Consider the following 15,457-nt stretch of genomic DNA (forward strand, 5'->3'; position numbering starts at 1 on the left):
AATTAAACCGTACTTTAAATTAACAAAAAACAAACTTAACGCTTACTAGTCAAACAACCAGTCGCGTTTTTATAACTAAAAATCATTAAAAAACACAACAAACATACTCATAAATACAAAAACAGCATAAATGCCATGGTGATAAAGAAAACAACAATTATCACTCTGTAATAATCATTAAAAGGATTTTAAAATGAAACTACTCGCTATTATTAGTGCCTTCGGCGGAATACTTTGCTCAAGTTTTGCAACCGCAGCCGATAGCTTTATCTCGATCGGCACAGGGGGTCAAACAGGTGTTTATTACATTGCTGGACAATCTATTTGTCGATTTGTGAACCGCACTACAGATACTCACCATATCAAATGTAATGCACCCACCAGTGGTGGTGGTGTGGCTAATGTAAATGGTTTACGTAGCCATGAATATAACTTTGGTATCATGCAGTCTGATCATCAATTTAAAGCACTTAATGGCTTATCTCCTTTTCAAGATCATGGCAAAATGACCGATATTCGTGCGGTTTTCTCTCTACAAAGTGAAGTATTTACCATTCTTGCTCGTGAAGATTCAGGGATTAAAACCTTTGATGATTTAAAAAATAAACGCGTAAACTTAGGCAATCCCGGTTCAGGGCAGCGTGATACATTTGAGCAGATTTTAACGGTTAAAAATTGGAATAGTGATATTTTCAGTTTGGTTTCTGATCTCAAACCAGCCGAACAAGCACCTGCAATGAGTGATAATAAAATAGATGCAATGAGCTACTTTGTTGGTCACCCAAATGGCGCGATTCAAGAAGCTTCTACCACAACAGATACTCGTTTAATTGCGGTTACAGGCCCTGAAATTGATGCACTATTAAAAGAAAAGAGCTATTTCACAAAAGCGATTATTCCTGGTGGCATGTACCGTGGTAATCCTAATGATACTGTTTCAATTGGAGGTAAAGCGGTGTTATCAACCAACGCTGACACTGATCCTGAAATGGTGTACCAATTGGTGAAGTCAGTCTTTACTAATATCGATCGCTTCAAACGCCTGCATCCTGCTTTTGCGGATCTCAAAGAAACTGACATGATAAAAGCAGGCTTAACCGCTCCACTGCACGATGGCGCTATTCGCTACTACAAAGAACGTGGCTGGATGTAACTTCACCACCAAGCGAGATAATTCTTCTATCTCGCTTACCCTTCTTTTATTAATGAAAATAGACAGCAAATTATCGTTTTAATTGTGCTCCCTGTTTTCATTAGTACCAACTTGTAAGTGAATACATATGGCTCAACATAATCTAATATCCGATAATCCACTTTCGACAGAAGATCTGATTGCGAAAGATGTCGGTGCACGTTTACCGACTGGCATTATGGCAAAAGTAATTACTTTGCTCGCAATTTCATGGTCACTATTTCAATTGTGGATCGCATCCCCGCTGCCTTTTATTATTGGTATTGGGGTTTTTAATGACACCGAAACCCGTGCCATTCATTTAGCCTTTGCGCTTATTCTCGCTTTTTTAGTTTTTCCAGCACGTCAGTCTTCCGCAACCGATCGAGTTCCCTACAGTGATATCGCTTTAGGGATGATTGCGGCAGCCACTTCATTGTATTTGTTTGTCATGTACCATGAATTAGCCCAACGCCCTGGCAGCTTAACCCAACTTGATCTTGTAGTGGCTTGTATTGGTTTACCATTATTATTAGAAGCCGCTCGACGAGTGTTAGGTCCTGCATTGCCTCTTATTGCACTAGGCTTTATTGGGTATAGTTTTGCAGGTCCTTGGATGCCAGGGCTACTTGCTCATCGCGGAGTGCAATTTGCTTCTCTTGCGAACCATCAATGGATCACTACCGAAGGTGTATTTGGAATCGCACTAGGGGTATCCACCAGCTTTGTTTTTTTGTTTGTGCTATTTGGCGCTTTACTTGAGCGTGCAGGTGCTGGACATTATTTTATTCAATTAGCCTTTAGTTTATTAGGGCACCTTCGTGGTGGGCCAGCAAAAGCCGCAGTAGTTGCATCAGGGCTAACTGGATTAATATCTGGATCATCAATAGCTAATGTTGTCACAACGGGCACATTTACTATTCCAATGATGCGCAAAGTCGGGTTTAGCAAGGAAAAAGCGGGCGCAATAGAAGTAGCTTCATCAGTAAATGGGCAGATTATGCCGCCAGTTATGGGCGCAGCAGCTTTCTTAATGGTGGAATATGTCGGCATTCCTTATATCGATATTATTAAGCATGCCTTTTTGCCTGCGGCTATTTCATACATTACTTTGCTTTATATTGTTCACTTAGAAGCCCTAAAACTGGGAATGACCGCAATTAATCCTAAACAACATAAGCCATGGCTAGTACGCTTAACCAGCTTTAGCTTTGGTTGTTTGTTAATCAGTGGATTTTCGTTAGCAATCTATTATGGCTTAGGATGGATCAAACCATTATTAGGTAATTATGCAGCTTATGCCATTGGCGGTTTACTAATTACGGTTTATCTCTGTTTATTAAAAGTGGCAGCCACTCATCCACCATTACCCACAGATGATCCTGATGCGCCATTAGATGAATTACCAGAAACACGCAGTGTCTTATTAGCAGGGTTACATTTTATCTTACCGGTTGTGGTCTTAGTGTGGTGTTTAATGGTCGAGCGTTTATCTCCAGGGTTATCCGCTTTTTGGGGCTCGGTGATGCTGGTTGGTATTATCATCACTCAACGTCCGCTACTGAGCTTATTACGTAAAGACGGCTATCATTATGGTGATTTCAATGATGGTAAAAATGATCTGATTGAAGCTTTAATTGCAGGCTCACGCAATATGATAGGAATAGGTATCGCCACTGCTACCGCGGGTATTATTGTGGGTGCGGTTTCTCAAACCGGAGTCGGATTAATTTTAGCTGATTTGGTTGAGATGCTATCAATGGGTAATTTAATGCTGATGCTAATTTTATCAGCACTATTAAGCCTTATTCTTGGAATGGGGCTACCCACTACGGCTAACTATATTGTTGTTTCAAGCTTATTAGCACCAGTGATAGTGACACTTGGTCAGCAAAATGGCTTAATTGTACCGTTAATCGCTGTACATTTATTTGTGTTCTACTTTGGCATTATGGCCGATGTAACTCCTCCAGTTGGGTTAGCCTCATTTGCCGCTGCCGCCGTATCAAAAGGCGATCCAATAAAAACCGGGATCACAGCGTTTTATTACAGCTTACGTACTGCTGCATTACCGTTTTTGTTTATCTTTAATACTGATTTATTATTGATCGATGTCACTGTGAGTCATGGCATTATTATCTTCATTATTGCGACTATTGCGATGCTTATTTTTGCGATGGCAACCCAAGGTTGGTTTATTACGCGTAATCGTTGGTATGAAAATATCGCATTATTATTGATCTCCTTTACTCTATTTCGTCCCGGTTTTTGGCAAGACTTAATAGTGGATCCTTTTCAAAATATTGCGCCAACACACTTAATAAAAACTCTTGATACTCTACCTACAGGTGATGTTATTCGAATGCGAATTGCAGGTGAAGATGCGATTGGTAAACACCGAGAGTTTAGCGTGTTATTTACCGTTCCTAAGGGGGATACTGGCCAACAAAAACTAGCAAACATTGGCATTGAAACCTATCAAAGCCAAGGCAAGACATTGATTGACATGGTAACTTTTGGCAGCCCTGCCGCTAAAGAGCAATTACAATTTGATCAACAAATTCTCGATATTAGAGTTCCGGTTGAACGCTGGCGTAAAGAATGGTTGTGGTTGCCAGCGATATTATTATTTGGGGTTATTATTCAAAATCAGCGTCGACGTTTAATATCAGTACCAATAGCAAAAACACCACAAAAATCCGCTACCGTATAAACAAAAAAAGCCGATCATCTGATCGGCTTTCTATTGTCTCTTTTTAAAGTATTAGATTAGCTATTTTTAGCGTGTTGTAAACGACGTTCTCTTTGGCCTTTAATCACCAAATAGATACCCACTAAAATAAATGGAATACTTAATAACTGACCGGTATTAATCACCATATCGGTTGAGTAATCCGCTTGGTGTACTTTAATAAATTCGAGTAAGAATCGTACTGTCATCACCAAGACTAAGAACCAACCCAACAGCAATCCTTTATACTTACCGATATCGGTTTTTCTATATAAAGCAAATAATAAGAAGAATATTGCTAAGTAAGAAAAGCCTTCATAAAGCATAACTGGATGACGTGGTATTAAATCAACACGTTCAAACACAACCGCCCATGGCAAATTACTTGGGGTGCCTAAGATTTCCGAGTTAAAGAAATTACCAAAACGGACAAAGAAACCAAATAATGCAGTTGCTATTGCTAATCGGTCAAGAAGCCACATACGGTCAATAGCATACTTTTTACTGTAATAGTAAACCGCAATAATTAAACCTAAGCCGCCACCATGACTAGCAAGTCCACCTTCCCACACAGCAAAAATTTTCGCTGGATGTGCCCAGTAGTAATCTGGATCATAGAACACTACATGAAATAATCGAGCGCCAACAATGATACCGACAACGGCATACATAAGTAATGAATCTAAGCTTTCAATTGGCTTATTTTCACGTTGATAAATTGACTTCATAACTTGGAAGCCAAACGTAATAGCGAGCGCAAATAGCACGCCATACCAATGTATCTTTAAACCAAAGAATGACACTAGTATTGGATTAACATCCCAAACAAAATGATTCAAACAAGATTACCTTCTGAGTGAACAATAGCCAAAAACAATAGATGCTATCGAGAATGATTACAGATTAGCAAGAAAAACCAGTGGGGTGAATAAACCGCAGCTTAATTTCTCAAACTATTTATGATAAATACGATTAATAATTCAGCAAATAAAAATCATTAAACAATATAACTAACATTTTGATGCATTATATTTGGCATTTTATGCCTTAATAACACACCACATTATAATTAATGCTTGACGTCAAATAGTAATAATTGCATATAATAACGTCTAACTTTACTTAAAGGCTTAAGATGTATATTAAACGTCTTCGCACAATTTGGATTACAAGCTTTACGCTTATAGCATTATTGCTATCAAGTGTTGCTTCCAGTGCGCCTTTAATGTCGATAAAAATGCTCAGCATGAATAATTCAATGATGGTAATGTCATCAACGATGGATTGCTGTGATGATGAATCAATGCTCGATCATCAACACCACCAAGCACAACAATCGGCAGCACATTGCGATAAAATGGGTGGCGTTGATAATTGTTGCTCTATCGCATGTTTAAGTAATATTGCTTTTCTCCCGAGCCAATTTGAAAACTTATTTCAGCCATCAAATCTGACGCTCATCGCTATAGAAAAAACACACCAATTAAATACTACCACGCCAACGTTATATCGCCCTCCAATAGCATAAATCCGTTTAATCTATTTTTACTCACGACATCATTATTGTCCGTGATAGATTAATTGTATCTTATGATCTGTATTTAATTATTTTGCAGCAGATCTAAGATCACCATAAGCCTTATTTAATTCAATGACTGTTCTAGACCGTTATTACTTAGTTAACTGCGTAATAATAATTAGATCATCACTTATATTGTTTTATATTCGCTTATGGAAGACTGGATTACGTTATGAACGTTACAACTTCTATGCTCGTTCTGGCTATCAGTGCTAGCTCGATAACACCGGTAACACTGTTTGCGTCACCATCAACAACTGCAGCGACAAAAACACAGCAATCGCAACAATTGACACAACTGATCACTAAAGCGATTAAAAACGATGCCAATATGGCGCAAATTAGTGCTCAGCAACATGCAATGCAGGAAACCAGCTTAGGTACCAATAGCTTACCTGATCCCAAGTTAAAACTGGGTATCGGTGGTTTACCTACGGATAGTTTTTCTCTAAACACTGATCCAATGACCACATTATCAATTGGTTTAATGCAGCAATTTGACCGTGGTAACACCCTTGATTTACAGCAACAAAAAGGCGAGATTCAAGCGCAAGCTATTGGTACACAACAAGCGGTTCGTGAACTTGATATTACCAATAAAATGACCCAATTATGGTTAGAATTAGGCTATCAACAATCTGTTTATCGTACCTTACAACGTAACCACCGTCTTGTAACTGAATTAGCTAATTTCACCAAGACTAATTACGCTATCGGTAGTGGTGAAGCTCAAGACTTACTCCAAGTTAAACTGCAAGTCGTTAAGATAGAAGACAAATTACAAACAAATCTACAAACACAGCACCGTATCATGGCACAACTGTCTGAATGGCTGGGCACTGATTGGCTTACAACGCAAACAATAGTCCAAGCATCAAACCAGTTATCTTGGCAACGTCTTAACCAATTAATGCCGCGTTTAACCGCCACTAACCAACATTATTCATTACTGAAACAACATCCAATGGTGCTTATTGCCAATAGTGCTATTTCAGCTAATGAAACCCAAGTCGCCATTAGTCAACAAGCCTATAAACCTCAATTTGGTATTGAAGTTATGTATGCCTCTCGCCAAGCCAATGGTATGTCAGGCAAACCAGCCTCTGATCTAGTGAGTGCCTATCTCACCATGGATTTACCGCTATTTACTGATAACCGTCAAGATCACCATTATGCGGCGGCGCAATATCAAGTAGGAGCGGCAAAATCACAACGTGATCTATTGCTCAATCAAATGAACGCCAAGGTAAATGCCTTACTGGTTGAACGTGATAATTTAAGCCAGCGCTTATCGCGTTATACAACCACCCTACTTACTCAAGCAAAAGCACGTACGCAAGCTGTTGAGCGTGGTTATCAAAATAATACGGCGCAATTTAATAATGTAATCACCGCAGCCACTGATGAACTCGCTTTAGTCATTGAACAAGCACGGGTTATTACCGACTTAAACATTACTAACAGCAACTTAGCCTCATTAGTCAATGGTTTTGATGTTCAACCACACTCGTTACAGCTTCAGCACTCAACAACCATCAATAATAACAATCAATAAGTAGGTAATATCATGACGTCACAAAATACCGTTAAAATTGCGGCTGTTGCCTTACTTATTGGTACAGCTATTGGAGTTAGTGCTACATATTATATGTCACATCATTCTGTATCGATGGACTCAAAAGCGACCACTTCAAACAGTGAACCCTTGTATTGGGTTGCTCCAATGGATCCCAATTACCAACGTGATAAACCGGGTAAATCACCAATGGGGATGGATCTCATTCCTGTTTATGCAGAAAAAGATGCTGCAAAAGAAAATGTTGCCGGTACGGTTATTATTGATGCTGCGGTTGAAAATAACTTAGGCGTAAAAACTGCTGCTGTTATTAAGCAAAAACTAACACCTAAGATCGACACTATTGGTTACGTTGATTTTGATGAAAGTCAGCTCTGGCAAACCAATATTCGAGTCAGTGGTTGGGTTCAAAAATTATACGTCAATGCTGTTGGTGAACAGGTACATAAAGGCGATGTGTTATTTACTCTTTATTCGCCTGAATTAGTCAAATCTCAGCAAGAATTACTTAATGCTTATCGCACAGGCCGTAGTGGTTTAATGCAAGGTGCCCGTGATCGTTTAGCCGCTCTTGGCGTCGACAAACAACAAATTAAACACATTATCAAAACGGGGAAAGCAACGAAGACCATTGAAGTCAAAGCTATCGCTGATGGTGTTATTGCAAGCTTAAATATTCGTGAAGGGGGCTATTTATCACCCGCACAAGCCGCTATTAGCGCTGGGCCTCTTAATGAAGTCTGGGTCAATGCTGAAATATTTGAGCGCCAAGCACATTGGATAACCACAGGTAGCAAAGCAAATATGACACTAGACGCTATTCCTGGCCAACAATGGCAAGGCAAAGTTGATTATGTTTACCCTATTTTAGATCCAAAAACGCGTACATTACGGATGCGGTTAAAGTTTGCTAATCATAATGAGCAATTAAAACCCAATATGTTCGCCAATATTACCCTCACCCCAAAAACAGAAACTGCTGTTCTCACTATTCCGACTCAAGCCGTGATTCGATCAGGCAATATGACCCGCGTTGTACTCGCTGAAGGTAATGGAAAATACCGATCAGTAAAGATCCGTATTGGTCGTGAAGCTGATAATCTCGTGGAAGTTATCGCAGGATTAACCACGGCTGATCGTATTGTCACGTCAGCACAATTTATGCTTGATTCAGAATCAAATAAAACGGCTGATCTCTCACGTATTAATGGTGTCGACAGTGTCGATAAAGCAACCGCCGTCACTTGGGCTCAAGGAGAGATCACTGCGATCAATGCTGATCAAACAATATTAACCATCAACCACCAGCCAGTCAGTGCTTGGAATTGGCCTGCGATGACGATGGATTTTAATATTGATAAAAATATAAAAATTAAAGACTTAGTAGTAGGTCAACAGATTAAATTTGAGCTACAAAAAACAGCAGATAATCAATATAACATCATTGATTATAAAAAACAGAAGCACAATATAGCTAATGAAGTATGGGTAAACGGTGATATCTCAATGTTAATGCCTGCATTTAATATGATCACGGTTAACCACCAAGCAGTACCTGAATGGAAATGGCCTGCGGGTGAAATGAATTTTACTGTCGACGATAGTATTGCATTAACCGATCTTAAACAGGGGCAATCGATTCGGTTTAAGCTGATTAAAAATGGCAGTGATTACACTCTGCAAGATATTAAACCAATGGAGAATAAATAATGATCCCTGCTATTATTCGTTGGTCAATCAATAACCGTTTATTGGTATTAATTGCGGCCTTATTTTTAACCATTGCTGGCTTATACAGCGTTAAAAATACCCCCGTCGATGCCCTGCCGGATCTGTCTGATGTTCAAGTCATCATTAAGACCAGTTACCCAGGTCAAGCACCACAAGTGGTCGAAGATCAAGTCACTTACCCATTAACAACAGCCATGTTAGCCGTACCGGGCGCTGAAACGGTCCGTGGCTATTCTTTCTTTGGCGATTCCTATGTCTATATTATCTTTAATGATAAGACTGACATGTATTGGGCTCGCTCTCGTGTACTTGAATATTTAAGCCAAGTTGCACCTAAGTTACCCGCCAATGCAAAACCAACCTTAGGACCAGATGCGACTGGGGTTGGCTGGATTTATAGTTATGTATTACAAGATAAAACAGGTAAGCATGATTTAGCCGAATTACGTAGTTTACAAGATTGGTTTCTAAAGTATGAACTTCAAACTGTTGCAGGTGTTTCTGAAGTTGCAACCGTTGGTGGCATGGTCAAACAATACCAAGTTCAAATCGATCCGTCCAAACTACGGGCCTATAACCTCACGTTACAGCAAGTAAATATGGCGATTCAAAACGGTAACCAAGAAACCGGTGCTTCCGTTATTGAAATGGCTGAAGCCGAACATATGGTACGTACTACAGGTTATTTGACCAATATCGAGGACATAAAATCACTGCCATTAAAAGTGACCGAAAATGGTACGCCACTGTTACTCGGAGATATTGCAGATATTAACCTTGGTCCGCAAATGCGCCGAGGCATTTCTGAATTTAATGGTGAAGGTGAAGCTGTCGGTGGTGTTATTGTGATGCGCTTTGGTGAAAATGCCAGTCAAGTCATCGCCAACATCAAAACTAAACTAGCACAGTTACAACAAGGCTTACCAGCAGGTGTTGAGATTGTAGCCACTTATGATCGCTCAACATTAATTGACCATGCGGTGAAGAATCTGTGGCAAAAACTCGCAGAAGAATTCCTTGTGGTTGCCATCGTCTGTGCACTATTTCTATTCCACATTCGTTCTTCATTAGTAATAGCGATTAGCTTACCGATTGGTATTTTATCTGCTTTTATTATCATGCATTGGCAAGGTATAAATGCCAATATCATGTCACTAGGCGGTATCGCTATTGCAATCGGTGCAATGGTTGACGGTGCGATTGTAATGATAGAAAACGTGCATAAACACATTGAACGTACCCCACTTACCGATGAAAACCGTTGGCAAGTGATAGGTAAAGCGGCAGAAGAAGTCGGTACACCCTTGTTCTTCTCATTACTGATCATTACCTTAAGTTTTGTTCCCGTGTTCGCGCTCGAAGGACAAGAAGGTAAGATGTTCTCGCCATTAGCATCAACTAAAACCTACGCTATGGCGGCAGCGGCTGGTTTAGCGATTACTCTAGTTCCCGTATTAATGGGCTATTTTGTTCGCGGTAAAATTTTACCTGAACATAAAAACCCCGTGAACCGTGCTGTCATTGCACTTTACCGTCCATTATTGAATGTAAGTCTTAAGTTTCCAAAAACAATCATCGTTATTGCGCTGTGTTTAATGGCTTCTTCGTACTACCCATTAACGAAACTTGGCAGTGAATTTATTCCACCGTTAGACGAAGGTGATTTGATGTATATGCCAACCACCTATCCGGGGATCTCTATCGGTAAGGCTCGTCAGTTATTACAACAAACCAATAAACTGATTAAAACAGTCCCAGAAGTCGCTACGGTTTGGGGCAAAGTAGGTCGAGCAGATACAGCAACCGATCCTGCACCATTAACCATGATAGAAACCGTGATCCAATTCAAGCCACGAGATCAATGGCGAAAAGGTGTCACCACTGAGTCTTTACGCAAACAATTAGATCAATTGATCCAATTTCCTGGTTTAACTAACGCATGGGTAATGCCGATCAAAACCCGTATTGATATGTTAGCCACAGGTATCAAAACACCTATTGGGATCAAAATCGCAGGCCCAGATCTAAAAGTTATCGAAAAGATCGGTGCAGAACTTGAGCCTATTTTAAATAATATCAAAGGTACTACCTCGGTTTATGCCGAGCGTGTTGCAGGAGGCCGTTATATCACGGTTGATATTAATCGCCGCCAAGCAGCACGGTATGGATTAGCTATTAAAGATATTCAACAGATAGTTTCGACCGCTGTTGGTGGAATGAACGTGGGTGAAACCATTGAAGGCTTAGAACGTTATCCTATTAATGTACGTTACCCACAATCTTACCGTGATTCAGCGGTTAAATTGCAAAATCTACCGTTAATTACCCCCAATGGTGCCCGTATCGCATTGGCTGATGTTGCGGATATTCGTTACGAAGATGGACCACCAATGATCAAAACTGAAAATGCACGTCCAAATGGATGGGTTTTTGTCGATATTGATCAACGAGATTTAGGTTCTTACGTTGCCGAAGCACAACAAGTAGTTACGAAACAATTAAAACTGCCCGCAGGTTATTCATTAGCATGGTCTGGTCAATATGAATATATGGAACGCGCAAAAGCCCGTTTGAGTATTGTTACCCCAATTACTCTTGCCATTATTATGCTGCTACTTTATTTCAGTTTCCGCCGCGTGCAAGAAGTCTTCATTATTATGGCTACCCTACCATTAGCGATGGTGGGTGGTTTATGGCTGATGTTCATGCTTGGATTTAATTTCTCAATTGCTGTTGGCGTTGGCTTTATCGCGCTCTCTGGTGTCGCGGTTGAAATTGGCGTGATTATGTTGGTGTACTTAAATCAGTCATGGGCATTTAAAAAACAGGATGCACAAGAGCAACAACGTGCATTAACCGCTGCTGATTTACAACAAGCGATCAGTGAAGGGGCTGGATTACGTGTACGCCCAGTAATGATGACAGTCTTAACCGTTATCATTGGTTTGATTCCAATAATGTATGGCTCAGGTACGGGTTCTGAAGTCATGCAACGCATTGCCGCACCTATGATTGGCGGAATGGCATCTGCACTGTTACTGACGTTATTAGTATTACCAGCCACCTTCAAACTTTGGAAAAGTCGTGAGCTTAATACCAAGACCACAACATCATTAAATTCATCATCAATTACAAAGGAATGAGTCATGAAAAAAACACTGCTTACTTTAATACTAGCCTTAACAACCACAACAGCGATGGCTGCAATGGACCACTCAACCATGGATCACGCAGCAATGGATCATAGTGGTATGGATCATTCACAAATGGATACCACTAAAATGGACCATCAAATGATGAACATGAAAAGTATGTCTGATGTCGGCATGCCAGCCCTAGGTTCAAAACCGAATAAAGTAGTTTATGTCACCCTTAGTGATGATATGACGATCACCCTTAAAAAAGCCACTGATATTCAACCTAATGATGTGGTGCAATTTGTGGTGATGAATACAGGAAAAATGACACATGAATTTTCAATTGGCTCACCACAAGAACAAGCACAATCTCGACAAATGGGGAAAGGTCACCATACAGAGAATGGCAATGCAGTAATGGTCGCACCAGGAAAAGCCAAACAAGTATTATGGCACTTCCATGGCAGTAACAAGATAGAATTTGCTTGTAATATGGAAGGACATGCCACCGCAGGTATGACCCAAACCATCACGTTATAAGCCGTTATTAAAAATAAAAAACGAGGTAGATACTATTCTCTATCTCGTTTTATTTTACTATTTATTATTCAAAGTCAGAATAATAATTAGCTAACTTGTTCGTTATAATCTTATCTAAGATATTAATATCACTATAAACATCAATATTTAAAGCAACTAACTTTTGCTTAATATCCGTTGCCGACTCTGAAAAGAATAATGTCGGTAAATGAAAATAACTTCCAGCAAGACTCTGATTACGCTCAGTTAAATAATGTACCGTATAATCAAAAATACGCTGCTGAATCATAATCGCTTGATCTAATGAGCTAACATTAAAAGCCAGCGGTGTTGCCCAATCTAAGTGCTGCCCTTGGTAGGTTACCAAAGGTTGAATTAATGCTTTACTTTGTCCTTGAGTAGACACTAATGCTTGTGCTAATGCCATTGATGCATCAATAACTTCAACATTTAACGGCAACATCCCTTGTGCTTTAAATCGCTGACAACTGGAGGCTGTTAAAGCTAATGGTAATTCAGTACAGCCCAATATCACTTTAGTACAACCTTGTTTAGCAATCTCATCACATATCACTTCATATAGTAGTGTTTCTGCTTGCTGAGTAATTTTAGCCGTTTTAATACCAAAATCAGGATTGTAAATAGCTTCCATTATCTTCACTTGGTTCTCAACAGCAGGCTGTGTCGCTTTAATTCCTTGCTCGGTTAAAGCTGTTTGATATAACCCTGACTCTATCAGACTATTAACGCCCATGACTAATACAGTATCTTGGTAACCTTGTAACGACGTTGCTGTTTGTTTAATCATATCAACAAAAGTTACTGGTATATCAGGCAATATCCGTCGAAATAATTCATGGGCGCTATTGCAAGCAAGACCAAGATGATCAACCGCTAAATATTGCATTAAGCGTAATGTATATACTGCGGTGTCAAATTTACGTAATTCAGGTATATCTGTTGGTAGCCATTGTTGCAGTATTTCTTGAGGCTTATAAGCTAAACGTGCATTACCGAAGGCAACAAATTGACATTCTTTATGCTCAGGCAATGAAGAAATTTTAGCCATTAAATCAACCATCGCTTCATTGCCCATTCCACCAATGATACCAATACGTGATTGTTTAAAATTATCCTTAATTTTCATAAGCTCAATGACTCATATTTATAATCGAAGTCGACAACTTATAGAATAACGGGCGTTTTTACTTTGATAAGTATAATGAAGAATGCAAATATATTGATTAATATGTTAGTAAATATTTCAAAAATATAAACCCTTTAATAACACCTATATTGATCAAATGACAGCCAATAAAAAAGCAGCTTTAATAAAAGCTGCTTTTTTGTCGTAAGTATCAACTAAAACAATTACTTATCGTCAATTGTTTCTTCTGATGGCTCAACGCCACGGTGGTTGATCTGTAATGCTTGTAAAAAATTACGTAGCACCTGATCTTTACAGTCACGGTAATGTTTATGATCAACTTTACGGAAAAAAGCACTTAATTCATGCTTACTTAAACGAAAATCAACCAATTTAAACAAATCAAGTACGTCATCTGCTTTCAGGTTTAGTGCAATTTGTAATTTTCTAAAAATAATATTATTTGTGATTTTTTGCTCTGGCGCAGGCTGTTCACCTTCTTTCTTGCCACGCTTTTGATTAATAAAGCCATTTAAGAAAGTAGCAACTTGTTCATCAGAACAGCTCTTATAACCTTCTGCATCATCAGCTTTTAACCAACTGCAAACTTGCTCACGCGTTACTTCACAATCAGCAGCAGCAAAAATAGCGATCATTTCGCTATCATTTAAATCAAAAGTATAGCGAACACGGCGCAAAACATCGTTATTAGTCACAATTTATCCAATTTAGTATGCTGTGGTTGTAATAATCACAGCGAAATTATCAGCGCAGAATAACAGATAATTCATCGCTATTCACTCGAATCAAGCAGCTTTTGTACATCAAGCGTAGCAATTAATGCTTTATTGAGTGGCGTTTTCTCTGTTGTGATTAGTAACTTTCCAGCACCATACCAATGAATTCCTTCCCATTGTGAATAATTACCTAATCGCTTATAAATACCCGTTGACCAATCTGGTTTATCATCCTTCACTTTTACAAGCCAAATAAATGAATAACCTAGATATATATTTCGGCGATAACCAATAAACGCCAATGTTGCTGTTTCAGGATTATAATCAACCCCTGTAATTAACCCTTTACTAGGGTATTCAGCGACCGGATTTAAATGCTGGACTTTATTTACTTCGCCTTTATCTATTTGATAAAGTCGAGTTTTCTCATCTTTCCAGTTTTTTGAAAATAACCATATCTGGTCACCAACAACCGTAATGGCTTCACTGTCATAGTTATGTTTGTTAAACCAACCTTTAGTAAAATCATTATATTGAAATTGTATTTTTGCCGCTGGTGTTACTGCTTGTTGTTGATTGAGGCCTTTTTGCTCTATTTTATAAATAACACCACCATTGCGTATAGTAAGGTTATTACCAATATCGCCAACATATAAAAATTGCTGATCTTGCGCTAAATCTTCCCAATCATAATTACGACTATTATTTACTTTTACGATTTGTGCAATACCCGTCATATCATGATTTAAACGATAAAGTTTATTATCACCATACGTATCGTTATGCGTCCAAATATCACCATTAATAATAGCCAAACCAGAGGTTTCGCTTATCTTTTTAGGCATATATGCCAAAATATCCACATAAAGAACATTACGTACAAAATAAGTGGCACCAAGACTACATAACAGCAGTAATAACACTACTGACAATCCAACAACAATTCTTTTTATTATCAGCATATTACCCGTATGAATTATATCTTTAAAAATTAATATCCTTGTATACTATCATTATATTGCGCGTATGAAAAACAGGAAAAAAACATACAAAAACCTGATATAAATAAGCAAATTTCACCATTACCAACCATAATTAATCTTAAACA

At 38.9% G+C, this 15,457-nt stretch carries 11 protein-coding genes; 7 read left to right on the forward strand and 4 right to left on the reverse strand.

The features are described from left to right. The first annotated feature begins 193 nt into the window (after positions 1 to 193). Both CZ809_RS11370 and CZ809_RS11375 read left to right on the forward strand, forming a co-directional pair. Entirely contained in the window at positions 194 to 1,153 is a 960-nt protein-coding gene (locus tag CZ809_RS11370) for a TAXI family TRAP transporter solute-binding subunit (RefSeq protein ID WP_080157741.1), read from the forward strand. A 127-nt stretch (positions 1,154 to 1,280) separates the two neighbouring features. Next, a complete protein-coding gene (locus CZ809_RS11375; RefSeq protein WP_199190739.1) occupies positions 1,281 to 3,884 on the forward strand; it encodes a TRAP transporter permease in 2,604 nt (867 codons plus the stop codon). Between the two features lie 56 nt (positions 3,885 to 3,940). Here CZ809_RS11375 and lgt read toward each other — a convergent pair whose 3' ends face one another. Beyond that, positions 3,941 to 4,741, reverse strand: coding sequence for a prolipoprotein diacylglyceryl transferase (gene lgt, locus CZ809_RS11380; RefSeq protein ID WP_080157742.1), 801 nt, complete (start codon positions 4,739 to 4,741; stop codon positions 3,941 to 3,943). A gap of 296 nt (positions 4,742 to 5,037) precedes the next feature. Here lgt and CZ809_RS11385 point away from each other — a divergent pair, with 296 nt between their 5' ends. From CZ809_RS11385 to copI, 5 genes are all read left to right on the forward strand, one after another. Further along, complete coding sequence (locus CZ809_RS11385; RefSeq protein WP_080157743.1) at positions 5,038 to 5,430, forward strand: hypothetical protein; 393 nt, start codon at positions 5,038 to 5,040, stop codon at positions 5,428 to 5,430. Between the two features lie 223 nt (positions 5,431 to 5,653). Next, entirely contained in the window at positions 5,654 to 7,036 is a 1,383-nt protein-coding gene (locus CZ809_RS11390; RefSeq protein WP_080157744.1) for a TolC family protein, read from the forward strand. Between the two features lie 12 nt (positions 7,037 to 7,048). Beyond that, a complete protein-coding gene (locus CZ809_RS11395) occupies positions 7,049 to 8,767 on the forward strand; it encodes an efflux RND transporter periplasmic adaptor subunit (RefSeq protein ID WP_080157745.1) in 1,719 nt (572 codons plus the stop codon). Continuing rightward, positions 8,767 to 11,931: an efflux RND transporter permease subunit gene (locus tag CZ809_RS11400; RefSeq protein ID WP_080157746.1), complete on the forward strand. Its 3,165-nt coding sequence runs from the start codon at positions 8,767 to 8,769 to the stop codon at positions 11,929 to 11,931. The genes CZ809_RS11395 and CZ809_RS11400 overlap by 1 nt, the downstream gene beginning before the upstream one ends. Positions 11,932 to 11,934: 3 nt before the next feature. Then, positions 11,935 to 12,465 carry a copper-resistant cuproprotein CopI gene (gene copI, locus CZ809_RS11405; RefSeq protein WP_080157747.1) on the forward strand — a complete coding sequence of 177 codons (531 nt, stop codon included), beginning with the start codon at positions 11,935 to 11,937 and terminating at the stop codon, positions 12,463 to 12,465. A 64-nt stretch (positions 12,466 to 12,529) separates the two neighbouring features. Here copI and CZ809_RS11410 read toward each other — a convergent pair whose 3' ends face one another. The 3 genes from CZ809_RS11410 to CZ809_RS11420 form a co-directional block, all read right to left on the reverse strand. Then, the gene (locus tag CZ809_RS11410) at positions 12,530 to 13,612 is read right to left on the reverse strand and encodes an aspartate/glutamate racemase family protein (protein ID WP_080157748.1); all 1,083 of its coding nucleotides are present in this window, start codon (positions 13,610 to 13,612) and stop codon (positions 12,530 to 12,532) included. 224 nt (positions 13,613 to 13,836) lie between these two features. Beyond that, positions 13,837 to 14,328 carry a YehS family protein gene (locus CZ809_RS11415; protein WP_080157749.1) on the reverse strand — a complete coding sequence of 164 codons (492 nt, stop codon included), beginning with the start codon at positions 14,326 to 14,328 and terminating at the stop codon, positions 13,837 to 13,839. Positions 14,329 to 14,405: 77 nt separating this feature from the next. Further along, positions 14,406 to 15,311 carry a hypothetical protein gene (locus CZ809_RS11420; RefSeq protein WP_080157750.1) on the reverse strand — a complete coding sequence of 302 codons (906 nt, stop codon included), beginning with the start codon at positions 15,309 to 15,311 and terminating at the stop codon, positions 14,406 to 14,408. Between the last annotated feature and the right edge of the window lie 146 nt (positions 15,312 to 15,457).

The sequence above is a fragment of the Photobacterium piscicola genome, from assembly GCF_900166965.1.
Lineage (GTDB): Bacteria > Pseudomonadota > Gammaproteobacteria > Enterobacterales > Vibrionaceae > Photobacterium > Photobacterium piscicola.